The 24,335-nt window shown below is 53.6% G+C and carries 17 protein-coding genes; 3 read left to right on the plus strand and 14 right to left on the minus strand.

Annotation, left to right across the window (positions count from 1 at the left end; all coding sequences use genetic code 11):
- Positions 1-19: 19 nt before the first annotated feature.
- The 8 genes from bcsA to RHM61_RS01180 all read right to left on the minus strand — a co-directional run bounded on the left by bcsA (position 20) and on the right by RHM61_RS01180 (position 14,069).
- The gene (gene bcsA / locus RHM61_RS01145) at positions 20-4,570 is read right to left on the minus strand and encodes a UDP-forming cellulose synthase catalytic subunit (RefSeq protein ID WP_322249306.1); all 4,551 of its coding nucleotides are present in this window, start codon (positions 4,568-4,570) and stop codon (positions 20-22) included.
- The gene (gene bcsQ / locus RHM61_RS01150; RefSeq protein WP_322249307.1) at positions 4,570-5,337 is read right to left on the minus strand and encodes a cellulose biosynthesis protein BcsQ; all 768 of its coding nucleotides are present in this window, start codon (positions 5,335-5,337) and stop codon (positions 4,570-4,572) included. Before bcsQ (RHM61_RS01150) ends, bcsA begins: the two co-directional genes overlap by 1 nt.
- Positions 5,334-5,780, minus strand: a complete 447-nt coding sequence (gene bcsP / locus RHM61_RS01155) for a cellulose biosynthesis protein BcsP (protein ID WP_322249308.1) — start codon at positions 5,778-5,780, stop codon at positions 5,334-5,336. The genes bcsQ (RHM61_RS01150) and bcsP overlap by 4 nt, the downstream gene beginning before the upstream one ends.
- 44 nt (positions 5,781-5,824) lie before the next feature.
- Complete coding sequence (gene bcsD, locus RHM61_RS01160; RefSeq protein ID WP_322249309.1) at positions 5,825-6,310, minus strand: cellulose biosynthesis protein BcsD; 486 nt, start codon at positions 6,308-6,310, stop codon at positions 5,825-5,827.
- Between the two features lie 432 nt (positions 6,311-6,742).
- Positions 6,743-7,510 carry a cellulose biosynthesis protein BcsQ gene (gene bcsQ / locus RHM61_RS01165; RefSeq protein WP_322249310.1) on the minus strand — a complete coding sequence of 256 codons (768 nt, stop codon included), beginning with the start codon at positions 7,508-7,510 and terminating at the stop codon, positions 6,743-6,745.
- 31 nt (positions 7,511-7,541) lie between these two features.
- A complete protein-coding gene (gene tldD, locus RHM61_RS01170) occupies positions 7,542-9,002 on the minus strand; it encodes a metalloprotease TldD (protein ID WP_322249311.1) in 1,461 nt (486 codons plus the stop codon).
- A gap of 109 nt (positions 9,003-9,111) precedes the next feature.
- A complete protein-coding gene (locus RHM61_RS01175; protein ID WP_322249312.1) occupies positions 9,112-9,909 on the minus strand; it encodes a carbon-nitrogen hydrolase family protein in 798 nt (265 codons plus the stop codon).
- On the minus strand, positions 9,906-14,069 hold the full coding sequence (locus RHM61_RS01180; protein ID WP_322249313.1) for a YhdP family protein: 4,164 nt from the start codon (positions 14,067-14,069) through the stop codon (positions 9,906-9,908). The genes RHM61_RS01175 and RHM61_RS01180 overlap by 4 nt, the downstream gene beginning before the upstream one ends.
- A gap of 191 nt (positions 14,070-14,260) precedes the next feature.
- On the opposite strand from RHM61_RS01180, the gene glnE reads away from it, so the two are divergent.
- Positions 14,261-17,017, plus strand: a complete 2,757-nt coding sequence (gene glnE / locus RHM61_RS01185) for a bifunctional [glutamate--ammonia ligase]-adenylyl-L-tyrosine phosphorylase/[glutamate--ammonia-ligase] adenylyltransferase (protein ID WP_322249315.1) — start codon at positions 14,261-14,263, stop codon at positions 17,015-17,017.
- A 488-nt stretch (positions 17,018-17,505) separates the two neighbouring features.
- On the opposite strand, the gene pbpG is transcribed toward glnE, so the two are convergent.
- From pbpG to RHM61_RS01200, 3 genes are all read right to left on the minus strand, one after another.
- The gene (gene pbpG, locus RHM61_RS01190; protein ID WP_322249316.1) at positions 17,506-18,477 is read right to left on the minus strand and encodes a D-alanyl-D-alanine endopeptidase; all 972 of its coding nucleotides are present in this window, start codon (positions 18,475-18,477) and stop codon (positions 17,506-17,508) included.
- A 154-nt stretch (positions 18,478-18,631) separates the two neighbouring features.
- Positions 18,632-19,327: a nitroreductase gene (locus RHM61_RS01195; protein WP_322249317.1), complete on the minus strand. Its 696-nt coding sequence runs from the start codon at positions 19,325-19,327 to the stop codon at positions 18,632-18,634.
- Positions 19,328-19,403: 76 nt separating this feature from the next.
- The gene (locus RHM61_RS01200) at positions 19,404-19,844 is read right to left on the minus strand and encodes a thioesterase family protein (RefSeq protein WP_322249318.1); all 441 of its coding nucleotides are present in this window, start codon (positions 19,842-19,844) and stop codon (positions 19,404-19,406) included.
- A gap of 207 nt (positions 19,845-20,051) precedes the next feature.
- Here RHM61_RS01200 and RHM61_RS01205 point away from each other — a divergent pair, with 207 nt between their 5' ends.
- Together RHM61_RS01205 and RHM61_RS01210 are read left to right on the plus strand one after the other, a co-directional pair.
- Entirely contained in the window at positions 20,052-20,738 is a 687-nt protein-coding gene (locus RHM61_RS01205) for a pentapeptide repeat-containing protein (protein WP_322249319.1), read from the plus strand.
- A 255-nt stretch (positions 20,739-20,993) separates the two neighbouring features.
- Complete coding sequence (locus tag RHM61_RS01210; RefSeq protein ID WP_322249320.1) at positions 20,994-21,560, plus strand: phasin family protein; 567 nt, start codon at positions 20,994-20,996, stop codon at positions 21,558-21,560.
- Between the two features lie 70 nt (positions 21,561-21,630).
- Here RHM61_RS01210 and RHM61_RS01215 read toward each other — a convergent pair whose 3' ends face one another.
- Genes RHM61_RS01215 through RHM61_RS01225 form a run of 3 tightly spaced genes read right to left on the minus strand, consistent with a single transcriptional unit; the run spans position 21,631 to position 24,328 of the window.
- Positions 21,631-22,356 carry an ABC transporter ATP-binding protein gene (locus RHM61_RS01215; RefSeq protein WP_322249321.1) on the minus strand — a complete coding sequence of 242 codons (726 nt, stop codon included), beginning with the start codon at positions 22,354-22,356 and terminating at the stop codon, positions 21,631-21,633.
- Entirely contained in the window at positions 22,356-23,126 is a 771-nt protein-coding gene (locus RHM61_RS01220; protein WP_322249322.1) for an ABC transporter ATP-binding protein, read from the minus strand. Before RHM61_RS01220 ends, RHM61_RS01215 begins: the two co-directional genes overlap by 1 nt.
- Positions 23,127-23,137: 11 nt before the next feature.
- Positions 23,138-24,328 (minus strand): ABC transporter permease subunit, encoded by a 1,191-nt coding sequence (locus RHM61_RS01225; RefSeq protein WP_322249323.1) that lies wholly within the window; start codon positions 24,326-24,328, stop codon positions 23,138-23,140.
- Positions 24,329-24,335: the final 7 nt, after the last annotated feature.

The following is a 24,335-nucleotide window of genomic DNA, read 5'->3' on the forward strand; positions in this document are numbered from 1 at the left end:
GGCCGCATAAACGTGTCATTTATTCGACATCTTGCCCGGCCTGCAAACGCTGGGCTGCTTTTTTACGCAAAAAGCGGAACAACATCGTCGCGGCAATCAGCGAAGCGAGCAGCAGGAAGATGATCAGCAACACAGGTTGTGTCGACAAAGTCCACTTCACCCAGGTCCATAATGGCAAGCTGCCGACATAGTAGGTATCGCCGATCAAGACATGCTCGATGTGATCGCCTTTGACCAGCACCAAATCACCCTGAAACTTGCTGCGTAAATCAGGCTGGGTCAAGGCATCGGTCAAATCGCGTAAATGTTCTGCCGCACCGGCAGTAAGCACCACGACACTATGTTCACTCGACAAGGGTGAAGCAAACTGCATCATCGCACCGAAGCCATTGCCGGTCTTGGCCAACATCTCACCGGAGCGGCGTTCGACGTCGTCGATATCCTTACCATTCCAACGTGCCAAGTAGCGCATGAATCCGCGTGGCAATTGCAGATGATTGCCCGTCTCATCCATGCTCAGCGGCATATAGCTGGCCCATTGCTTGAGCAGGGCTTGATTGCCATTGGTGGCGATGATGATCAAATCCTGGTCGCTGTGTTTCTCGACATCGCTGCCACGTATCACCGTGTTGTTGGTTACCGGATAAGCGGTCGACTCACCCATGCGCCCCATGAGATTAAGGTAGGTTTCGATTTCTTGATTGCTGGCGCGATCAGGCATGACGATGGCGGTACCGGAGAGATCGGCGTATTTGGTGAACGGAAAGCCGGCGTTGGCAACATAGGCCAAATTCGGATAGGCAGCGTAATGCGGCATGTTGGAAAAATCGATGGTGGAATCGGAATCGATGGCCGAGCGTACATTATCGAGATACACATCTTTACAGGCACCCTGTTTCGGGTAATCGTAAAAGAAATGGAATTGCAATTGATTTTCCGCGCCGATGCGGAAGATTGGCAATTGCACTTCTTCTTGGGCAAAACGATGACCATCCTTGAAGAATAACATCACCGATTCTTTGATCTTGCCTTTTTCAATTTCTGCGCCCGATAAAGACAAAGCCCGCACGAAACCATCATTGATACCGATGTTGAGGGTAGACTTATCGACCGATGGACGCGGCGTGAAACGATAGCGTAAATCGATAGGCACGCCATCACGTTGCCAGGTGAACAGATCGGGTGCCACGCGCATATTGATGCGAATTAAATCCGGGGTCAGACCACTGACTTGCAAGCTTTCCAGCGGCAACAGTTCACCGAGCTTAACCGCACGATTGGTCGGCAGCCAGTTCGGCGCATCATAGGCCAAGCGGGCATGCGGTTCTTTATAGTTATTGATGACGGCGCTAGGGCCGGACAATACGCTCTGACCCAGAGTCAGCGCTTGTGCCGCAATTTTCAATTCATTTTGATCGCGCCCCAAGACCAACAAGAGTTTGGCTTTCGGATTGGCTGGATTGGCGACGACCATCAAGCTCGGACCATTTATGACCGGTAACTGTATCCCGACGGGTGCTTCTTTGCTGGTGGCAAAGACGATCGCATGCGTTTTAGGTAAACCTTCGCTGGCGACCGGAAAACGCGCGCCACGGTAAGCCGCAAGGTGGCCGAACCACGATGCCACCACACCGGCATTACGCAGCATCTCGAGTGAAGCCTGGGCCGGCATAACAAATGGCAATTCTAACAAACGCGCATCGCGCTTATCGAAGAAGGGGCCAGGCAACAAGGCCAGATCATTCGCCAGCTCGATAGGACTGACCGTCAATTCCAAATAGCTGGTATTGCTCAGCTGTGCCCACAGGCTGGAGTGATACGGATCTTCACATTCGCGTGAATAGTGGCCGATGAGTTTAAAACTGAGTTGATTGAAATCGGTAAAAAAGCGTGGATCGATCACCTCGTCGCGGATGATGCCTTTGGCGGTTTCTCTTGGCAGCGGCACCACGCTGATGAGTTCATTATTCACCGACACTTTAAGATGCGACAAATCGGGCAGCAGCGCCGGCGAATACGCCAAGCCGTAGCGGATGCGCGCTGCCGTGATCACTTCATCACTGCGCACGGTAAATGGAAATGAGCGCTCACCCTCAATACCGCGCAATTCGATGTTACTGCCCTGCCCCATTTGTTTGAGGCTGAGTTTATAGATGGTCTGGCCGCTGACCGGGCCAGCGACGGCGGTCGCTACCGTAGTTGCGGCCGTTGCCGCCGTTGCCGCCGTCGCATCGGCGGCCGCGGCCGCGGCCGCTTCGGCTTGGTGACGCTTCGATGCAGCGTAGGCTTGCTCAGGTACGCCCGCCGTCAAGCCGACAGCGATGGCGAGGGCAGCGCCGGTGGCGCGTTTCCACGGCCATTTGATTTTATTTTTTTTCATGATCGTCGTTTCCGTTAATATTTTCTGTTGTTCCGATTGCGTGTCCCAATATTGCTTGAGGCCGGTGCCAAACCGAGTGAATCCTTGAATACTGTGAAAAGCAATTTCTTTCAAACCATTGAGCGGTTGATCGATATTCCGGTTTTCCGACCAATTGAGCCAGACATCGGCGCGCCCTATCGTACAACTGATCAAATCCATTTCTTGTTGGATGCTGAGTTCAAGAAATTGCACGCTGAGAATATTTTGCTTGGCAAAAATCGCTTTGGCGGGGAACAGGCATTCACCACTGGTGCCATACAGTGACACATGCAGTTGTTCATTCTTTTTCATCGCAAACCCATCGGGCACGCGCAGGGACATGCCGCCCATGGAAAAATCTTCGGTCTGGCAAACTACCGAATGGCCATTCTCCAGCCGCAGTGTGGCGTTCAGATAGGCCCGCACGCGATGGGTGCGGCGCACCTGCTTCGATTCCGTCGCCACGGCCAAGGTGGCACCGAGTATGACCAGGTTATAAATGGTCCAGAGCATATTCAAAATCACGGTATCAAGCTCGTAGGTATTCCACCAGATCGCTCGCCCGATGCCGATCAAAAAGCCCAGTACATTCAAGCCCAGCATCACCAGATACGGTTTCGAAATCACCCAGTCGAAATGCTCTTCCTGTACTAAACCACCCTTGGCGGTCACGTTGAAGGTACCAAGCTTGGGATTGACCAGCGCGACCAAGGTCGGGCGAAAAATATACCAAGCCAGCGTGGCTTCATACACTTCGGCCCAGAAGGAATGGCGGTGCGCGCCCTGAATGCGCGAGTTGGTTAAATTGGCATGTAACAAATGCGGCAGCGAATAGGCGGCAATCGACAAGGCCGAAGCTTTAATGATATGCACTTCGAAAAACAGATAGGAAATCGGCGCCAGCAAAAATACCATGCGCGGCAAACCATAGAAAAAATGCAGCATGGCGTTGCTGTAGCAGAGTCGTTGTCCGAAACTCAGTCCCTTGCCGAACAAGGGATTATCGGTACGGAAAATCTGCGCCATCCCACGCGCCCAGCGTATCCTTTGCCCGACGTGGGCAGACAAACTTTCAGTCGCCAAGCCAGCCGCCTGCGGTAAAGACAGATACGCGGTGTTATATCCACGTCGCTGCATTTTAAGCGCAGTATGGGCATCTTCGGTCACCGTTTCGACGGCAATACCGCCGATTTCTTCCAGACAGGAACGACGCAAAATAGCGCAGGAACCGCAGAAAAAAGTGGCATTCCAAAGATCATTGCCATCTTGTATCAAACCATAAAACAACTCGCCTTCATTGGGGACGTCACGGAAGGTTTGCAAATTACGTTCGAACGGATCGGGTGAGAGAAAATGATGGGGTGTCTGCACCATCGCCAACTTCGGGTCGACCAAAAACCAGCCCATCGCATACTGCAAAAACGAACGGGTAGGCATGTGATCACAATCGAAAATGGCGACGAATTCGCCCGAAGTGCGCTTGAGTGCTGCATTGATATTGCCGGCCTTGGCATGTTTATTGTCAGCCCGGGTGTAGCATTCCACACCTAAGCTGGCTGCCAGAACGGCAAACTCAGGACGACGCCCATCGTCGAGAATAATGATATTGAGTTTCTCGCGCGGCCAGTCTATCCCCATGGCCGCCATCACGGTCGGCTTGACCACGCTGATGTCTTCGTTATACGTCGGAATGAACAAGTCGATCACCGGCCAACTGCTGACATCGGCCGGCATCAGTACCGGTTTGCGCTTGAGCGGCCAAGCCGTTTGCACGTAGCCGAGCAACAGTACCAGCCAAGCATAAACCTCGGCCATAATCAGCACCAAGGCGAAAAACAAGTCGAGCAGATTCTCTGTGCCTATGGTGTAATTGATGCGCCAGTAAATGTAGCGGCTCGTCGCGCTGACTGAAAACATCACCATGATGAGCGACACCAAGGTGCCGGTATAGCGTCGTAAATACAGCGCGATACCAAACACGATGGCGGAAAAAAAAGCTTGCAGCGGCAATTCCATAGGAATGCTGATGGCGGTCCAGTACAACAAAGCCGCCACTAACAAGGCCAGCGCGCGCGGCACTCTGCGTTCCCAGCCGGGCCAGTTGACCAGTGCCAGGCCGAGTTCATTGAGCCGTCCGTACAAATAGCGAGAATTGAGAATCGAGCGCATCAGTCCACCAATCCGAAATTTTTCTGTAACCAGATCGACAGTTGTTCAACATCATGGGTGGCCGAACTATGTTTGGCATAGTACGCCACCGGCGACTGACAGGCCAGTGCTTCACTGACCGCTTCATCGCGGTGTATCGTTGCCGACACAAAACGCGCCCCCAAATCACTACGCAACATGCCGACCACATCGCGACAAAGTTGCTTTGACGCATCCATTTGATTCACCACATAGCAATAACCAAAAAAATTGCTGCGTTTACCGGTGTAATACGCCAGCAAGGCTTCGATCGCCGGCACCGTCGAGTACGAAGCGGCATCGGCGCGCAGAACCACCAGCGCGACATTGGCGACATTCAATACTTGCTGTAAATAGAGGCTAGGTCCCGGTGGCGTATCGATCAGCAAGACGGCATTGTCATCAAGCTGCATTGCTGCCAGCCGCGTCGCCAACCAGTCCGGCTGCTGACGTATGCCGGCTTCGAACTGGTCGCGCTGTTTCTCGGTGATCGTCCCATATGGTATGAAATCAACGCCAAAGGCACTTTCATACAACACTTCGCGCCAGGGCCGGCCTTGCGCATCTTGGCCGGCAATCCCGCCCTGCTGGTCGTAAGGCATGCCAAAATGCAAGCGCAAGGCATTTTGAGGATCGAGATCGAGAACGCTGACACGTGCGCCCAAACGCGCCAGCGACGCGGCCAAATTAGCTGTCACGGTGGTCTTGCCGACGCCACCCTTAGGAGAAATGACAGCAACAATCCTCATGACTGGAAGATTTTTTTGAAAAACGATGACACGGCCGGCTCATTTTGCACAGGCAAGTTCGGTTTGGCCAAACGTGCAAACACGCTGGCCAAACTGCCGGCCTTGGCGGTCGGAGCTGTAGCTTGAGCTGTAGCTGTAGCTGCGGCTGGAGCTGGAGCAGGAGCAGGAGCAGAAACAACACTGCGCACGAATGGCTCGGCATGAAGGGCAGCCACAGCGGTCGCTACGCTCGGTAGCGTGCGCAGCACCGGGCACGCGACTGGCTCAGCCAGCGCTACCTGGTCCGCTTCCGGCTCCGGCTCTGGCAGCGCATGCACGCGCACGTCGCGCAGCAAGGGCCAGCGCTGTTTCGCCTGTTCCGTTTCGGCCTGGCGATTAATTTCTTGATAACCAGCCGCCGATTGGCCGAATTTTTGAAAAAGATTTTTTACGTCATCATCCATAATAGTCACTTGCCCTGTTTCTTTGTGTCGCCCAGAGGCGAGATTCAACGACGGGTAAAATACGCGGGTGTCTCATGTTGTTTTTTTAGCTCATAGACGAATAACTGACCGTCTTCCAACACCGCGCCGCGTTGCACCAAATGCAGGCTAGGGTCCATGCCCAAACCTTCAAACCATTGTGCGTAAATTCCTTCGATCAAAGCCGGCGACCATTCCAGTGCGGCTTCACCAAACGCCGCTTTCAGCGGTGAGGCATGGTGAGCGACTTGCAAACTGTCGGCTTCCTCGATCAACTCGACCCAACCCCAATTCAATTGCGCCCACATCACATTCATAGCCGCCGCCAGCGCCGGCAAACTGCTGCCGTCGGTAACCGGCAAGCTCTGTGCCATGGTTCGACCCAAATCATGCATAAACGCACGCAGCTCGGCCGGTTCGGCTTTGCTGGAAAATTGGCTGGCAAAGGCATGCAAGAAAATTCGCCACTGCTGAGAACACTGCTGTATTTCGTAATATCCAAGGTTATTCATGACTGGATTCAGCTTTTCTTTAATGGAAGTTGTTCTTGTTAAGAGAATATTTTTTATATTACGAACTGTTACAACATGTCTACAACTTTACCACTTGGTATCAATGGCCGTCCAGCAATCTGCAGTACTTAAATGTCAACAATCTATAATCAGGAAAAATTTGCTGAAAAAGCTAAGCTTCCTCATAGCTATCACCGCAAATCACGGCATTTTCGGTGAAATACTCTTACTTTACGGCAACTACCGGTGGACGCGAGTGCTCGCACACACACGATTAACGTGCTGCGACAGGTCAATACTGTGGAGTTGGAAGAGAAAAACACTGGAATTATGCGGCACAGCAGTGTGAGCAAAGCGCAAATTTTATTTTGATTTTAATCAAACAAAAATGACGCGATCTACTTCCTTCCCGCATCGGGGAAGGAAGTAGACTTAGGAAAGACGCGGATGCAAGCCCACGGTACGAATCAAAAAATCGGCAATGGCTTGTAAATTGATGGCGGCCGGATCATGACTTTGGTACAGCACGACCGGGCGTTCGTATGCCAGCGCCTCTTCGACTGCGGCACTATCGGGCACAACGAAGGGCAGCATACGCTCACCAAGACGATCGGCCATCAAGGTCAGCACATCTTGTCCCAGCATGCGCGCATTACTTTGATTGAGCAGATAAGCCGAGGCGACGCTGCTGCCACGGTAGCTCGCGATCAAAGCTTCCATTTCCGGCAGCGTCGAATACGAGGCCGCATCGGCCAGCACAACGACGAGCAGAAAATCGGCTGCCTGCATGGCTTGTTTAAGATAAATCGACGGCCCTGGCGGCGTGTCGAGCAAGACGATGGTGTCAGGGGCTAAATTGGCGCTGTGTAATTTATTTCGCAACCAATCATCGCGCTGTTCGAGATCGCGTTCAAAACGTAGCCGGCGCGCCTCACCACCATTACCGTAAGGCACGAAGCTGCCAGCAAACGGGCTGACATGGCTAACGCCGGCCAAGCGTGTGCGGTTACCGGTCAAGGCGCTGATACCTTTGCAATCATTTTGGTCGAGCCCGCCCAAGTGCCATTGCAAGGCATTTTGCGGGTCGAGATCGATCGCCAGCACCGGCTGCGCGCGCGCATGCAAGGCCGCCGCCAGATTAGCGCACACCGTGGTTTTGCCCACCCCACCCTTGGCCGAGACGACGGCGATCACAAACATAGTCGATTCCTCCCATCCAGCGCGCCAAGCATCAGGCCGTACCGCCGACCGTCAAACCTTCAATCCGCAGACTAGGCTGACCGACCCCGACCGGCAGGCTCTGGCCTTCTTTGCCACACACGCCGACACCTGAATCAAGGCGCATGTCATTGCCTATCATGGAAACGTGGTTCAATACCTCGGGGCCATTGCCAATGAGGGTAGCGCCTTTGACCGGATAACTGATCTTGCCGTTTTCTATCATGTAGGCTTCGCTGGCAGAAAATACGAACTTGCCGTTGGTGATATCGACCTGACCGCCGCCAAAGTTGACCGCATACAAGCCGTGTTTGACCGACGCCAAAATTTCTTCCGGGTCTTTATCGCCGGCCAACATATAAGTATTGGTCATGCGCGGCATCGGCAGGTGGGCGAATGATTCGCGCCGGGCATTGCCGGTCACGGCGGTCTTCATCAGACGGGCATTCATCGTATCCTGCATATAGCCTTTGAGTATGCCATCTTCGATCAAGGTATTGTACTGGGTAGGATTACCTTCATCATCGACATTGAGCGAACCGCGGCGGTCTTGCAAGGTACCATCATCGACTACGGTGACGCCCTTGGCGGCGACACGCTCGCCGATGCGACCGGAAAAAGTGCTCGATCCTTTGCGATTGAAATCGCCTTCCAAACCATGACCTATGGCTTCATGCAACAACACGCCAGGCCAACCGGGGCCGAGCACGACCGTCATTACACCAGCCGGTGCCGGGCGGGCATCGAGATTGACCAAGGCCGATTTGACGGCTTCATCAGCAAATTTTTCCAGCAAGACATCGGAAAAGTAACTGTAATCATAGCGGCCACCGCCGCCACTCGAGCCCATTTCACGGCGACCATTCTGTTCGGCGATGACGGTCAGCGAAATCCGCACTAAAGGCCGCACATCCGCAGCAATGACGCCATCGCTGCGTGCCACCAAAATCACATCGTATTCGCCGGCCAGACCAGCCATGACTTGAACGATGCGCGGATCTTTGGCGCGAGCGATTTTTTCCAATTTTTCCAGTAAATTGACTTTTTCAGTGGCATCTAATGAAAGCAAGGGATCTTCGCGCAGATACAGATCGCGTCCGTGCACATCTTGCAGACTGCTGGCGACCTTGATTTTGCCATTGCCGCTGCGACCGATGGTGCGGGTAGCGCGGGCGGCTTCGGACAAGGCGCGCTCGGAAATTTCATCAGAATAAGAGAAGGCCGTTTTATCACCGGAAATGGCGCGCACGCCCACCCCTTGGTCGATGGAAAAGCTGCCGGTCTTGACGATGCCCTCTTCCAAGCTCCAGCTCTCGCTGCGGGTGAATTGGAAATACAGGTCGGCATAATCGACCTTATGCGTAAACATCGAACCGAGCACTTTGGACAGAGCTGTTTCATCCAAACCAAAGGGTGTCAATAAAATCTCGCGCGCAATGGCGAGGTGGTTCACAGCGGATTGAACTGTCGTCATGGATATTCACCGATACGAAAAACTGAAAAAAAATTTATAATGCGCCCAACGTATGGGGCATCTGCAATTAGGACATTGTATACAAAGCTGTCGGCACGCACCGTCGATCTCACAAACGACGATGTTGCCAAGCCGGCAGACTGGCCCTGACTTGGGCCAACACGGCCTCATCCAACACGCCGCCGACTACCCCTTCTCCTTCGTCGAGACAAGCCAGCACCTTGCCCCAAGGATCAATCAGCATGCTGTGCCCCCAAGTACGACGACCATTCAGATGCAGTCCACCTTGGCCACAAGCAAGCACATAGCATTGGTTTTCGATTGCGCGCGCACGCAACAATATCTCCCAATGGGCCGCCCCGGTGGTATGGGTAAACGCGGCCGGCACGAGCAGTAAACGGCAGTCGCCCAAGGCCCGATACAATTCGGGGAAACGTAGATCATAACAGATCGACAAACCGACTCGGCCCGCTTCGGTCTCAAAGCTGGCTACCTCATTGCCGGCAACGATAGTGCGGGCCTCTTGGTAAGATTCGCTGTCATTCTGAAAGCCGAACAAATGCATCTTGTCATAACGCGCGCAGCGCTGGCCGTCCGGTGCGTAGACCAGTGTGCTGTTGAGTACCTTGTCAACGGTACCAGACTGCAGCGCAATACTGCCGCCGACCAGCCATAATTTGAGCTCGCCTGCCAGCGCGGCCATAAAACCTTGTAAGGGGCCATGGCCATCGACCTCGGCAATCGCACATTTATCGGTTTCATGCAACCCTAACAGGGCCCAATACTCGGGCAACAAGACCAAGCGCGCGCCCTCAGCAGCAGCTTGACGGATCAAGCGCTCGGCCGTGGCCAGATTCTGTGCCGGATCGGGGCTGGAAACCATTTGAATCGCAGCTAATTTCATCATTCTGTCTTTCCTTTCAACAAATCCGGCGTCGGCGTCGGGGCCATCAGCGATTTCAGATCCTGATGGTCGATTTTTTTGACAATGGCATCATTCCACGGTCCGCTGATCATATATTCAAACGTGAAAGCCCGTGCCAAGGGTTCGCGCAAAAACAATTGCGCTAAAAATGTTCCCAGGCCGATCACCGGATTCACCGCCAAACCATACACCACCGAAGCGGCACCGGCATTAATGACCGGAATCACTACCACATGCAATTGCTGGGTTTCGCGCGCCATATCGGCACTACCACTGATGACGACCGTCGCGTTCACACCGCGCATCTTGAAGTTATCGGTCACGGCCACGCCTTGCTCGATGCGGGCGGTTCCGGTGAGGGCATCAAAGCCGAAGCCTTCGGAAAACACATCACGGAAATCGAGGCTCAAGCGACGCGGCAAAGATTGCATGCTCAATACGCCTAATAATTTCGCCGCACCGGGATCGACTTTCAAAAACTGGCCGCTGGCTAAGTCCAACTGCACCTGACCACGCATGCTGGCAATATCGATCGCGTAAGGCAAACCGCTCCAACTGACATCGCCTTGCAAGCGGCCACGGCCGCCTTTGATCACATTGGCAAAGCCCAGACGATTGAGCAGTTGCCCACTATTGGCCACCTCGAGCACGTAATCGAGCTCGGTGCTGCCAGCCCCGGCGCGTTTGCTCCACTTACCACTGGCCTTGAGTTCCGCATCAGGATTTTTCAAGATCACTTTCGCCAATTGCCATTCGCTCACTCCGGCAACGGTTTGGTTACTGGCCAAGAGCTCAAGCTTGCCTAATTTCTTATCAAACAATTCAAAATCATCGACAATGATATCCAAGGCAGGCAGCTGCGTTGCAGCACTACTACCCAGCATCAAATCACTGACATCAGACGCGGCGGAAGCGGGAATATTGAGTCGACTCAGACGCGCCGTGACCGTACCGGCACGCTGAGAGCTATTCCCATCGCTCCAACTCAGCTGGCCCGATACTTGATTTGAATCAACATTCGCCTGCCACACATTTTTTTGATGCGATAAGCCGACCGTCGCCTGATCAAGTTGCTTGCCGAATAAATGCAATTGCGCCGTCTTTAATGTCAGTGAGCTGACATCGAGATACGGCGCGATATCGACACTGCCGCGACTGTCACTGCCGTTCGCCACAGCAGTGCTCAAGAGCGTGCGCCATTCATCAACATTGAGCAGCGGAGTTTGAATATTCGCCACTATGCCAGTACGAAACTCCGGTGCGGCCACGCCGACACCAATACTGCCGCCGAGAATTTTCCAATTGGCCGTCTTCTCGCTGTCGCGCTGACGTTGATATCTTGCATGCAAGAGGTTACCCAAATGAATCGACCAATCATCCTGCAGTAGATTACCGTTAACTGGAGACAACAGTTCTATATGCAAGGGCACGATGCTGCTGGCAGATTTGCGCAAGGGAGAAGGAAAATTCAATGTCAGCCCTTGCAAGGCGGAATCAATCACAATTTCCGACGTTTGTTTTTTGACATTAACAGTAGTCACATACCGTGTCGCACCGCTGATTTTATCAGCCAAAGGTGCACGCACCGAAGCCGGCAGAAATTGCAGCAAACCTTCGGCGCTGGCGCTGCCGTCAAGCCGCACGCGGATACTCTCATCTTTTTGAGAACCACCACTGACTTGCAGCGCGCCACCGAGCGCATAGCCCTTAAGCGCACCGAGATTGACCCCACGTTCGTTGAATTCTATCTTACCATTGGCAGCCGTGACTTGCGGCAAACCCGGCTGTAATTGCACATCGTTATTGAACAACTGCAGTTGTCCCTGCACTTTGGCATCAATCAAATGGCGCAGTGGCAATTGCAATTTCAAGTGCAAAGCGGCCGCGCCAGCGCTCTTGGTTTCGCTTAAAAAGTGACTGAGCCAAGCATCAACCGGGCTGGCACCGACATAATTAAGCATATTTTGCAAACTGCTGCTGACTTGACCATCAATCGCCAATACCGCATTGGTACTCAGTAAATCCGGAATCACCGCACTCACCTTGTGCAAATCCGCGCTCAGCGTACTGGCGCTGTTGCCATCGATTTCCATGCGGGCGCGGTCAAATGCAAAATTCCCTTGTATCGCCTCAATCACCGGCCACAACGGCGCTTTCGCTCCATCCGCCAGTGCGCCAGCAGTAAAATCGAGGCGGCCGCCATGAATATTGCCTTTAACTAAGAACTCCCCCTTGCTACGCGCGCGCGCGTCGTTGGCCGAGAACGGAAAATACGCCAAGTCGCCGCGCAAGCGCAACTTCACCTCGTCGGCACGGCCATCGAGAATCGCTTTGGTCAGCCAATGCCGTAAGTCAGGTTCGGCGGCAGTGGGAATGAAGCGATCAAGCTGCTTGAGATCAAATCCATTGACCTGTGCATGCACATCGACCATGCCGGGCTCGCTCTGGCCGCGCGGTCCCAGCATGAAGCGGTGGCTGCCGCTCAGACTGGCATGCATGCCATCTTGCTGCAGATCGAGTTTTGCCACCTGAAATAATAATTGATCAGCACCAATAAATTTCCACTCGGCCTGCATCGTCAAACTCTGCAGCGGTATCGTCGGATCGATGAAGTAACCAGCCGTATTGAATGAGATATCGCGCGCGTCGAGGACAAACTGGCCGCCCTTATCGCTGGCATCAAGATGACCGGACAGATTTTCAAAACCTGGAATCGCCAGCAAAGCGACTTGGGCCGGTTCGCTTGCCGTTTTCGCGCGACTGGCTTGTGCCGCCTGCGCGCGCAGCGATAAATGTTCGAAACCACCCTTGAGGGTATAAGCGGCAATATGCGGATAACTGCCTAGCCAACTGGCACTGAAATTACGCAATTGACCACGCGGCGCGAAATCGCTGAGAACTTGTCGCTGATCAGCCGGCAAGGGCAGATGTCGGGCAAAATTGGCCAGCGTTTGTAAATCGAGGAAGGCCGCTGCGAGTTCGACTCGGTCGGGCTTGCCGTGGCTACCGGGGGTAAATTTTTCCGCCACGCTGGTAGGTGGCAAGACTTCACCATCCCGTGATCGCATGGTCAAATGTTGAATGGCAAACGCATGTCCGGCCGGGCCGAACACGGCCGGCAAGAGCTGCTTGGCCAAGCCGGCGGTTTCGCTGGCCACTACCCGTCCACTGATCACGGCCATATCGAGTAAAGGCAGGCTGGCATCGAGCCGGCCGCGCACGTCGGCCAGTTTGAGGTCGGCGGTCAAATCAGCCACGCGGCCGGCATCGAGACGCAGCCAGGCGCGCAGTGCCCCACTGCCACTCTCGATTTGCGCCGGATAATCGAAATAGGCCTTCATAGCCGCCAGATCAACATAGGCCATGTCGGCGTACACTTCGCCGCTCCACGACGAGATATCGCTGACTTTTTTGGCAAAGGCACGGTGGACAAAATCACCACGTAGATCAAGCGGTGCCGCCAGTGCTGCCGGTGGCGTGGCGCGCAGTGAAAACTGATGATGCCGCCAGCGATTCTGCCAGATCAAATTGAGCGCCGTAAAATGCACGGGGGGCGCTTGTAATTGTTGGTCATTCCAACTCAAGTCACCGTCACGTATCACGATTTGCCTCTGAGCAAGCAACCAATCCAAGCCCTGGCCATCACTATTACCATGCAAATCGATGGAAAAGCCGCCAACCGTCAACTTGCCATCGGCGCTACGTTGCATCGCCAAACTCGGCCGCAACAGCTCGATGCGCTCAAAACGCAAATCCAGCGCTGCCAGTGACCACCACGACAAGGTCGTGCGTACCTCCGGCAGTGCCAGCGCCGGCTTACCCTGCAGATCATGCAATACGAGCTCTTGCAACACCAGTTGCGGATTGAGACCTTGCCACGAAGCACGCAATGCTCCCATCTGTACCTCGCGTCCTATGGCATGGCTGATCAATTGTTCCACTTCGGTTTTGTAATCAGCCACATGAGGCAGCAACAGATAGCGTAAGCCGAGTAACACTATGCAAAAAAGAAAATACAGTATCAGCAAGCTGCGTAACAAGCAGCGCACACTGTGTGCGCACACGCGCGACACACACCGCAACCGGACCAGCAAACGACGGCCGAAGCCAGCGCGCAGCGGCGCAGCGGGAAGTTCTGTCATCATTGCGGGTGTTGACTGCCGTAGGCAGTATAGGTGAGCAAGTTCACCAAAAAATCCGCTGTCGTCAAGTTACAATCCTGTATTCAATTTACACATTAAGGTTACGACATCACTAAGGCGGCGCAATCGCTTAGAATGGAAGCACGGCCAGTCCATGACCGTCTTTTGCCACTCACTTCGTACCGACTATGATGCCTACCCTGCCCGCCTCGTCCGCTGCGTTGACCACGCCCAGTATCCTGATGGCGTCGAATTTTCTGCAGCGCTGGCTACAAGCCGCACCAGATCGGGCGGCAAGTTTAGCCGAATACTCCAGATTATCCTTGAGCCCGACTATTTTTGCTCAGATTTTACAAAAAGATATATCCCAGGGCGCCACACTCAACCAGGCTATGCGCCGTTTGCGCAATCTGCTGGTGTGCTGTCTGATACGGCGTGATCTCGAAGGCGCGGCGGATTTACGTGAGGTAATGATAACAATCAGCGACTTCGCTGATTTTGTAGTCAGCCAGCATCTCGCTGCCCTCAGCAGTGAAATGCAAAGCTTACACGGTAAGCCTGTCGGTGCCGACAGCGGCAAAGAACAGCAACTGATCGTGCTGGGCATGGGCAAGCTCGGTGGCCGCGAATTGAATGTCTCCTCCGATATCGATCTGATTTTTTGCTATGCCGAAGACGGCGATACCGCTGCTGGCGAGGGACAGCGCGGCTTATCGAACCATGAGTACTTCAACCGCCTCGGTAAAAAACTGATCGCCGCGATTTCCGAAGTGACGGCCGACGGTTTCAGCTTTCGGGTCGATATGGCGCTGCGTCCCAATGGTGGCTCCGGTCCGCTGGTAGCGAGCTTCGGCATGGTCGAGGAATATTTTTTGATACAGGGACGCGAATGGGAACGTTACGCTTGGGTCAAAGCGCGTGCCTTGACCGGGTCAGCCGACGACATCGCCGCGCTGGAAAAAATCATCGTCCCGTTTGTGTATCGCCGCTACCTCGACTACGGTGCCATCGATTCCTTGCGTGCCATGCACGGACAAATCCGCGCCGAAGTGGTGCGTCAAGAAACCCGTCATCCGGAACGCAGCAATAATGTCAAACTCGGCCGTGGCGGCATTCGTGAAGTCGAATTTCTGGCCCAAGTATTTCAACTCATACGCGGCGGCCGCGATCTCAGCCTGCGCGACCGCGCCACCTGCGCCACCTTGCACACCTTGGCTGACAAAGGCACCCTCGACAGCGACATGGTGCAGCAACTATTACAATCCTACACCTTTCTGCGCAATCTCGAACACCGCTTGCAATACCTCAACGATGCGCAAACCCATACCTTCCCAGTCGCACCTGGCGATCAACAACAAATTGCCGTCATGATGGGCTGTGCCGATGTCGCGCAATTGTTGGCACAATTACAGCCGCATCGCGCCTTGGTCGCCGAACAATTCGACGCGATTTTCGGCGCTAAGGCCAGCAACGAAGCAGAAAGCGAACAAATCGTACTGGCCGCCAATCTGTCAACACCCGAGCAACAAGAGATTCTGAGCACCCAATTGGCAGCGGCCGGCTTTATCGACTCGCTCGGCGCGGCACGGCGGCTGATCGCGACTTGGCAATCGGCAAGAATGCAAGCGCTGTCCGAAGCCAGCCGCAACAAACTGCTGGCCTTACTCAACCAAGCCATCCACCTGGTCGGTCTGCAACAAGACAATCAATTATCCTGCTGGCACCGCCTGCTCGACTTCATGGAAGCGATCGCCCGCCGTTCCGCCTATCTGGCCTTGCTGACCGAATACCCGCACGCGCTCGCGCGCGTGGTACGCATGATGGGCGCGAGCGACTGGGCCGCCGGCTTTTTGATCCGCCATCCGATTTTGCTCGATGAGTTGCTCGACCAATCAGCCTTGCATCAACGACCAGACTGGCATGCCTTTGAGATCGAATTACAGAGCCAATTGCAGCAGCAGGCCGGCGACACCGAGCGGCAAATGGAAACTCTGCGCGAACTGCATCATGCCCAGCAATTCCGTTTGCTGGCACAAGATTTGGAAGGCCAGATCAGCGTCGAACATCTGGCCGACGACTTGTCACAACTGGCCGACATCATCGTCGCTGCCACCCTGCAAGCAGCTTGGGAAACCATCGCCAGCCGCCATCTGCCGGTGCCACGCTTCGCCGTCATCGCCTATGGCAAACTGGGCGGTAAAGAACTCAGTTACGCCTCCGATCTCGATGTGATTTTCCTCTACCAAGACGAGGATGCCGAGGCACCGGCCAATTATGCCAAGTTGGCGCAACGTTTCATCACTTGGATGACTTGCCATACCCCAGCCGGCATCCTGTTTGACATCGACATCGCGCTGCGCCCCGATGGTGCCAGCGGCTTACTGGTATCGTCCTTAGCCTCATTCGCGCGCTATCAAGAACAATCGGCCTGGCTATGGGAACATCAGGCGTTGACGCGCGCGCGCTGGTGTGCCGGCGACGCCACCATCGGACTAGCCTTCGAACAGATGCGCCATCAACTGCTGTGTCGCGTGCGTGAGCCACAGCAATTGGCGCAGGAAGTGATCAAAATGCGCCAAAAAATGCGCGACGCCAACCCCGCGCAAGACCACTATTTCGATCTCAAACACGCTGCCGGCGGCATGATCGATATCGAATTCATGGTGCAATATCTGCTGCTCAAACATGCCCACGACTATCCACAGTTAAGCGCCAATGTCGGCAACATCGCCCTCTTGCAACGTTGCGGCGAGCTCGGCTTGATACCGCTGCAAGCGGCGCAAGACTGCGCAACAGCCTACCGGCTATTACGCCGGCTGCAACACAGCAGCCGCCTGCAAGGCCAAGACCGCGCCCGCGTCGCGCCGGAAAAAGTGACTGCCGCAGTGACCGCCAGTCAGCAGTTGTGGTTCACGCTATTTGGGGAAAACAAGCGGGCAGACGCTTAGGGAAGCGCGATGTTGAAAGACGTTTTGAGAAATGCTATTCAACAACTTAATGGATCGTCGCAAGCGACGATGGAAAAGACTCTGGAAGGGGTAGGCAGCCCCTCCCATCGCGTCGCTCCTTCGTCGCTCACCTGCCAAAAGAGGCTGTCGCAAAAGGGTATTGAGTCGGTATCATTACCCTAACTGGTGGCCACGTCATTCCTGCGCGCTTTTGGCAGGAACCCAGCGGCGTTCGTGGTTAACTGAAAATGCCAGATATTATATTGTTTTCAGCGCTGAAAACGACACTAGGTTCCCGCCAAAAGCATGCGGGAATGACGCGGTATGCGGTGTTTCAGGTGTAAAAAAGCTTCCATCAGGCTTTTGCGACAGCCTCTTAACCTGAAGGCTATTGCTTACGCAGGGCGATATTCTCCATCAGGGTCTGTTGACGTTGTAACGGCACCCTCGGGTGCCGTTACTGGAAACTGCTCGTACACTGCGTAGTTTCAGAATTTCGGTTTGGCAGTTTCCAGCCACTTCTTGATGCGGCCGGCATCGGCCAAGCGTGAATACTTGCCCTTGGAATCGAGAAACACCATGACGATTGCACGGCCTTCTATCATCGCTTGCATCACCAAACAACGCCCGGCTTCGTTGATGAAGCCGGTTTTTTGTAAACCGATTTCCCATTCCGGATTCATCACCAGCTTGTTCGACGAACCATACTCGAGCGAGCGTCCGCCCGGATTGACGATGTATTTAGAATCGGTGGAATACTCGCGAATGAGTGGAAACTGGTAAGCGGCATTGACCAGCTTGACCAAGTCTTTGGCACTGGCGCGATTCTGACTCGAGAGTCCATTGGAATCGACATAATGCGCTTCGGTCATGCCGAGTTGTTTGGCCTTGGCATTCATGGCCGCGACAAAGGCTGGGCGCCCGCCCGGATAACTTCGTCCCAGCGCCGAGGCGGCACGGTTTTCCGAACTCATCAAGGCGATGTGCAGCATATCCGCGCGCGACAGTTTGGCACCAATTTTCAAACGTGAACCAGTCCCTTTTTCACGATCGATATCGTCCTCGGTGACTTCGATTTCTTCCACCATATCTTGCTTGGCTTCCATCACTACCAAACTGGTCATGAGTTTGGTGATCGAGGCGATCGGCAGCGAGACATCAGGATTTTTTTCAAACAATACCTTGGAACTGGCTTGATCGACCACATACGCGACATTCGACTGTAAGGCCAGCGCATCATGAGTATGATTGAGGCCAGCGCTGTCGCCCACGGTTGGTACCGCCAGCGCCGCAGCCGCGAGCGGTGCCGCACGGCGCAACAGTACTTTGTGCTTGTGTTTGCTTTTGCTCACTACGGCATGCCGTAACGGCTTTGCAGCAACGGTTTTTACCCCCTTCTTGTGCACGAGCGGCTTCTTACGCGACTCGGCAGCTTGCACAGGAAGTAACATCGCAGGCATACAGGCGATCAGTGAGAGAACAAAAAGGTGACGGGCAAATCTCACTATCGACAACTCCTGAAATAGGGGGAAAACAAATTAACATGAAGTGTAGCAAAAATCGGAAAAATCGCAAGAAAATTAACCACTTAGCTGCATTTATTCAAGCATTGTCTCACTCAATGAAGCGGACAAAATCATCGACGCTGGCCCGTTCCGTCTGCAAACTGTTTTCAATTTTTGTGACATCGGCATAGCCAAGCGACATGCCGCACACCAGCATTTCATGCTCAGGCAAGACCAATTGTTCGGCGATGATGCGGTGATATTGGGTAAATGCTGCTTGCGGACAAGTATCGAGTCCTCTAGCCTTGGCGGCAAGCATAATGTTTTGTAAAAACATGCCGTAGTCCAACCACGAGCCCTGCTCCATGACACGGTCTATGGTAAAAATCAAGCCGACCGGGGCATCAAAAAATGCATAATTACGGCCATGCTGGGCATGCATGCCTTGCTTATTCTCGCGCCCTAGCCCGAGCAAGGCGTATAAATCCCAGCCTACCTTACGGCGGCGTTCCAAATACGGTGTCTTCCAGCTTTGTGGGTAGTAATGGTATTGCTCAGTGTGGGAGGCGGCCACTTCGGCCTGCTGATGCGCCGCCAAGATCGCCGCCGACAAGCTGCTCAGGCGCTCCCCCTGCAGCACGTACACTTTCCATGGCTGGGTATTGCTGCCCGACGGGGCACGCGCAGCCACCTCAAGCAAGCGCCGAATATCCTCATTCGCCACCGGCGTGGGTAAAAATGCGCGCAGAGAGCGACGCGCCAAAATCACTTCATCAACACATTGCTGAACCGGAGAGACAATCATAAGCAAACGCTTTCAAAAAAAACAATTTGCACAGCGAGGCTGCACCAAGACTAAATTGTACAGGAGCAATCCCTCTCTACGGTACAGAATGCGGCCGCTCAAGCGTTTCTAACAGGGTACGAACTGCAGCCGGAAGCGCCACCGCTTTGTTACTGGTCCGATCAACATACACATGCACGAAATGCCCGGCAGCGGCAGGAACGAGGGCATCGTTAGGGAATATGGCTAATTCATAACGCACACTGCTGTTTCCTATGCGCGCTACGCGCAAACCGATATGCAAGAGATCGGGAAAGGAAATCGAACTGAAATACGCGCAGCCGCTGTCGACCACGAAACCGACTATCTGATCGGTATGGATGTCGAGCACACTGTGCTGTATCAGCAAGCTGTTAACCGTCGTATCAAAATAACTGTAGTACTGGACATTATTGACATGGCCATATTGATCGTTATCGATCCAACGAGTCGGCAGCTCAAGAAAATGAGGAAAATCCTGACGCTTAGCTTGGCGCATAATACTCACAAAAAATTGGCAAAAAAATTCGAAGGAACTTGGGTGGCTACCAATTGTACTGCAGTGCCCAGCGGCGGTCGAGGCAGACTGCCTATCCCCGCCTCGTTGGCTTCTTGCCAGCGCTGATCTGCGCTATGATGCAGCCGCTGTCGGCAAGGCTGCCAGCGCGCACATATTGCCAATTTATAATTTTTCCAGATATTGCTGATGAATACACATAACAACACACTGAGCGATCTCACCCTCACCCGGGCACAGCTCGAAGACTTGTGCGCACACGGCGGCGCGCTGCGTTTCGAGAACTGTGATTTCCAAGGCAGTGATTTAGCCCGACTCGATTTGCAAGACTGCCAATTTATCCGCTGCCAATTGGCCGATGTGTCACTGCATGGTGCGCGCCTGGCCCGCAGCGTCTGGCAAAGTTGCCGCGTCGGTCGCGCCGACTTCGGTGCAGCTGACCTGCTCGAAGCGCAATTTCACTCCTGCGATCTGAATAACAGCAGATGGTGCCGTAGCAAGCTCGGCGCGGCCAAGTTTCAAGACTGTAAGCTGACTGGGGCCGTATTTGAAGACGTGGCGCAACTCGGTCTGGAATTCAGCAACACCTTGCTGATCGGCACCTCGATGCGGCGCATGTCGTTCCGTAAGGCAAAATTGGTCGGACTCGACTTTTCCGAAGCCGATTTGTGCGCCTGTGATTTTCGTGATGCCGTATTTGAAGGCGGCAGCCTGCGCGATGCCGTGCTGACCGATGCCCGCTTCGAAGGGGCCGACTTACGCGAAGCCGACTTAGGCGGCCTCAAGCTGACCGCAGCCAAATATTTCAAAGGTGCGACGATTTCCTCGCGTCAAGCCGCCATGCTGGCACGTGAACTCGGCCTCTTGGTGGCATGAACTGAGCGCAAGAATTCATCTCGTGGTCATATTCGCTTGCCATAATCAAAAATTGGCACCTTGCTACACAGAATAACGCATGCTTGCTCGGCAGCGTTCTGCTGCATTGCGCAAAAGCATCTTGACTTTGGGCAGTTTAATATTAGAATGAAAACTATTGCAGCGCACCATACGCCGTTTTGAGGCTGATCTCAACGATCAGCGTCATCGTGGCACTTCTTGTTTGTCTTAATCGCGTTTTCTCAGGAGATCACCATGTTTTCCGTTCCAGAACAATTTTCCGCAGCAAGCAAAGCCAATATAGATGCCCAAATCGCCCTATTTTCCAGCCTCAGCGGGAAAATCTTTGAAGGTGTGGAAAAAATTGTCGAATTGAATGTCAATCTCGTCAAACATTCCTTCGAAGAATCGGCCGCCAGCACGAAGCAATTGCTGGCCGCTAAAGATCCGCAAGAATTTTTTTCGCTCAGCACCGCCCAAAGCCAACCCGGTGCGGAAAAGCTGTTGAGCTACGGTCGTCAGCTAGCCGCCATTGCGACTGACACCCAGACAGAATTTAAACTTGCTGCTGAAACCCAACTGACTGAACATCATCGCAAGATTCGCTCCTTATTTGATGATGTATCAAAAAGCGCACCAGCCGGTTCCGAGCAATTCGTATCGTTTTTCAAGACTGCGATCGACCAAGCCAACGCCGGTTACGAGCAATTGAATCTATCGACCAAGCAAGCGGTCGCGGCGATCGAAGCCAATCTCAACAATACGGTGGCACAAATTTCTCAAGTCACTGAGAAAGCCGCGCCGCGCGCGACAAAAAAATAAAGCCGAAATTGCACTGAAAAAAACCCCGCAGTACTCGCGTACTGCGGGGTTTTTAACGTGCCGTGAGCAATTACGCTTCGCCCAAATACGCGGCCTGCACCTTAGGATCGTCGAGCATATCCTTGGCCAAACCACTCATGGTGATCAGACCGGAATCCATCACATAAGCGCGATGCGCCGCTTGCAAAGCCAATTTGGCATTTTGCTCGACCAGCAAAATCGTCACGCCCTGCGCAGAAACATTGCGCACGACCTCGAAGATTTTTTCCACCATGATAGGCGACAAGCCCATCGATGGTTCATCGAGCAACAGCAAGTTAGGATGACTCATGAGCGCACGCGCCATAGCCAACATTTGCTGCTCACCACCCGACAAAGTACCGGCCAATTGCGCAGCACGCTCTTTCAGACGCGGAAACACGGCAAACCACTTGTCGATATCGTCGTTAATACCGGCTTTATCGTTACGCGTGTACGCGCCCATCATCAGATTTTCCTGAATCGTCATGCGCGTAAACACGCCGCGACCTTCCGGCACCATGGCCAGACGGTCGGACACGAGTTCAAACGAATTTTTGCCGCGGATCGACTGCCCCAGATAGCTGATTTCACCCTCAACTTTGCAACTAGGCAAAGTGCCGGTAATCGCCTTGAGGGTGGTCGTTTTACCGGCACCATTGGCACCGATCAGCGTGATCAACTCACCTTTATTGACTTCAAGCTCGATCCCTTTGACCGCTTTGATGCCGCCGTATGCAACCTTAAGGTTGCTTACCTTCAATACATTCTCAGCCATCAGTGGGCCCCTCCCAAATATGCTTCAATCACGGCCGGATTTTTTTGTATATCCGATGGTATGCCTTCGGCAATCGGCTTACCGTACTCAAGCACAGTAATGCGGTCACACAAACCCATCATCAGTTTCACATCGTGCTCAATGAGCAGCACGGTTTTACCTTGGGCCTTGATTTTCACCAGTAATTCGCGCAAGGCCAGTTTTTCGGTGGCATTCATGCCGGCCGCCGGCTCATCGAGCGCCAGTAATTTCGGGTCGGTCGCCAAAGCGCGCGCGATTTCGAGTCGACGCTGATCACCGTAGGACAAAAACTTCGATGTCCGGTCGGCAAACTGGCCGATGCCAACAAAGTCGAGCAATTCCTGGGAACGGGCACGGATCTCAGCTTCTTCCTTACGCGCCGCAGCATGACGGAAAATCGCACCGAACACACCTTGATGGGTGCGAATATGGCGTCCGACCATGACATTTTCCAACGCCGTCATTTCGCCGAACAGGCGGATATTCTGAAACGTACGGGCAATCCCGGCTTTCGCCACCTCATGCGGTGCCGATGGCGAATATGGCTTGCCATCGAGTTCAAAGGTGCCGGTATCGGGTTGATACAGACCAGTGATTACGTTGAAGAAAGTGGTTTTACCGGCACCATTCGGACCGATCAAGCCGTAAATCTGGCCGGCCTTGATATTAATCCCGACATTCGAAAGTGCTTGCAGACCACCGAAACGCTTGTTAGCGCCTTCGATTTTCAATATTGTTTGTTCAGTCATCTCAATTTTCCTTAAGCTGCCGCATCGTTGAGTTTGGCCATCCGGTCTTCATGCTTGGGCGCGGGCCACAAACCTGCCGGACGATTCAACATCACGACCACCATCGTCAGACCGTACAACAATTGACGCAGTACTTCGGCTTCAATCCAAATTTTTCCAAACAACATCATCTGCACCGGTTCTACGATGTGACGCAACACTTCCGGCAATGCTGCCAGCAGAATCGCACCAAGGATCACGCCAGGAATATGACCGATACCGCCCAAGACCACCATCGCCAGAATCACGATCGATTCCATCAGCGAGAACGATTCAGGTGAAACGAAGCCCTGAAACGAAGCGAACATGGCACCAGAGACGCCACCGAAAGAAGCACCCATGGAAAAGGCCAGCAATTTGATATTGCGGGTATTGAGACCCATCGCTTTAGCGGCGATTTCATCTTCCCGTATCGCCACCCAAGCACGGCCCAAACGCGAGTGCTGCAAACGCACCGACACGAAGACGATGAAAATACACAAGGCTAAGAACAAGAAGTAATACGCATTCACCGACGGCATGGTAAACCAGCCGAAATCGACCGTCGCGTTAGTACCGGCTTCACCGCCGAGCGAGACCCCGAACACGCGGATAGGATCAATCATGTTGATACCTTGCGGGCCATTGGTAAAATTAACCGGAGAATTCATGTTATTCATGAAAATACGGATGATTTCACCAAAGCCGAGCGTGACGATGGCCAGATAATCGCCGCGCAACTTCAAAGTTGGCGCGCCGAGCAAAGCGCCGAACAAACCGGCTAAGGCTGCCGACAAAGGCACGATCACCCACACCGACAAATGCAAACCGTTTTTGGTAATTTCCGGACCGCACACAGCGACGAGGAAATGACCAAGCGCAGGGTAATTATCGATGAAAGATTCCAAGATCACCGCAAATTGCTGTGAACCAAGAATCGCCGCCAGATACGCGCCGACGGCATAAAAGGCGATGTAACCAAGATCGAGCAGACCGGCAAAGCCGACCACGATATTGAGACCGAGCGCGAGCATGATATATAGCAAGGCAAAGTCGATGATACGGACCCAGGAATTGCCGAAATTCGCAGCAATGAACGGAAACAACACTAACACGATACCCAGCATGACAAAACTTGTATATGCTTTTTTCGGGTTCGCTTTGACATCAAATATAGTCGACATTGATCTT

Origin of the sequence: Undibacterium sp. CCC3.4 (genome assembly GCF_034347425.1) — a bacterium.
Lineage (GTDB): Bacteria > Pseudomonadota > Gammaproteobacteria > Burkholderiales > Burkholderiaceae_D > Undibacterium.

What these genes read in the sequence shown, in the direction of transcription:
- RHM61_RS01200 (WP_322249318.1), bottom strand. Translation starts at nt 19,844, where the DNA reads ATGCGCCAAGCTAAGCGTCAGGATTTTCCTCATTTTCTTGAGCTGCCG.
- bcsQ (WP_322249310.1), bottom strand. Translation starts at nt 7,510, where the DNA reads ATGTTTGTGATCGCCGTCGTCTCGGCCAAGGGTGGGGTGGGCAAAACC.
- tldD (WP_322249311.1), bottom strand. Translation starts at nt 9,002, where the DNA reads ATGACGACAGTTCAATCCGCTGTGAACCACCTCGCCATTGCGCGCGAG.
- RHM61_RS01215 (WP_322249321.1), bottom strand. Translation starts at nt 22,356, where the DNA reads ATGGCTGAGAATGTATTGAAGGTAAGCAACCTTAAGGTTGCATACGGC.
- RHM61_RS01195 (WP_322249317.1), bottom strand. Translation starts at nt 19,327, where the DNA reads ATGATTGTCTCTCCGGTTCAGCAATGTGTTGATGAAGTGATTTTGGCG.
- RHM61_RS01205 (WP_322249319.1), top strand. Translation starts at nt 20,052, where the DNA reads ATGAATACACATAACAACACACTGAGCGATCTCACCCTCACCCGGGCA.
- bcsP (WP_322249308.1), bottom strand. Translation starts at nt 5,780, where the DNA reads ATGGATGATGACGTAAAAAATCTTTTTCAAAAATTCGGCCAATCGGCG.
- RHM61_RS01175 (WP_322249312.1), bottom strand. Translation starts at nt 9,909, where the DNA reads ATGATGAAATTAGCTGCGATTCAAATGGTTTCCAGCCCCGATCCGGCA.
- RHM61_RS01220 (WP_322249322.1), bottom strand. Translation starts at nt 23,126, where the DNA reads ATGACTGAACAAACAATATTGAAAATCGAAGGCGCTAACAAGCGTTTC.
- bcsA (WP_322249306.1), bottom strand. Translation starts at nt 4,570, where the DNA reads ATGCGCTCGATTCTCAATTCTCGCTATTTGTACGGACGGCTCAATGAA.
- RHM61_RS01225 (WP_322249323.1), bottom strand. Translation starts at nt 24,328, where the DNA reads ATGTCGACTATATTTGATGTCAAAGCGAACCCGAAAAAAGCATATACA.
- bcsD (WP_322249309.1), bottom strand. Translation starts at nt 6,310, where the DNA reads ATGAATAACCTTGGATATTACGAAATACAGCAGTGTTCTCAGCAGTGG.
- RHM61_RS01210 (WP_322249320.1), top strand. Translation starts at nt 20,994, where the DNA reads ATGTTTTCCGTTCCAGAACAATTTTCCGCAGCAAGCAAAGCCAATATA.
- RHM61_RS01180 (WP_322249313.1), bottom strand. Translation starts at nt 14,069, where the DNA reads ATGACAGAACTTCCCGCTGCGCCGCTGCGCGCTGGCTTCGGCCGTCGT.
- bcsQ (WP_322249307.1), bottom strand. Translation starts at nt 5,337, where the DNA reads ATGAGGATTGTTGCTGTCATTTCTCCTAAGGGTGGCGTCGGCAAGACC.
- glnE (WP_322249315.1), top strand. Translation starts at nt 14,261, where the DNA reads ATGCCTACCCTGCCCGCCTCGTCCGCTGCGTTGACCACGCCCAGTATC.
- pbpG (WP_322249316.1), bottom strand. Translation starts at nt 18,477, where the DNA reads ATGCCTGCGATGTTACTTCCTGTGCAAGCTGCCGAGTCGCGTAAGAAG.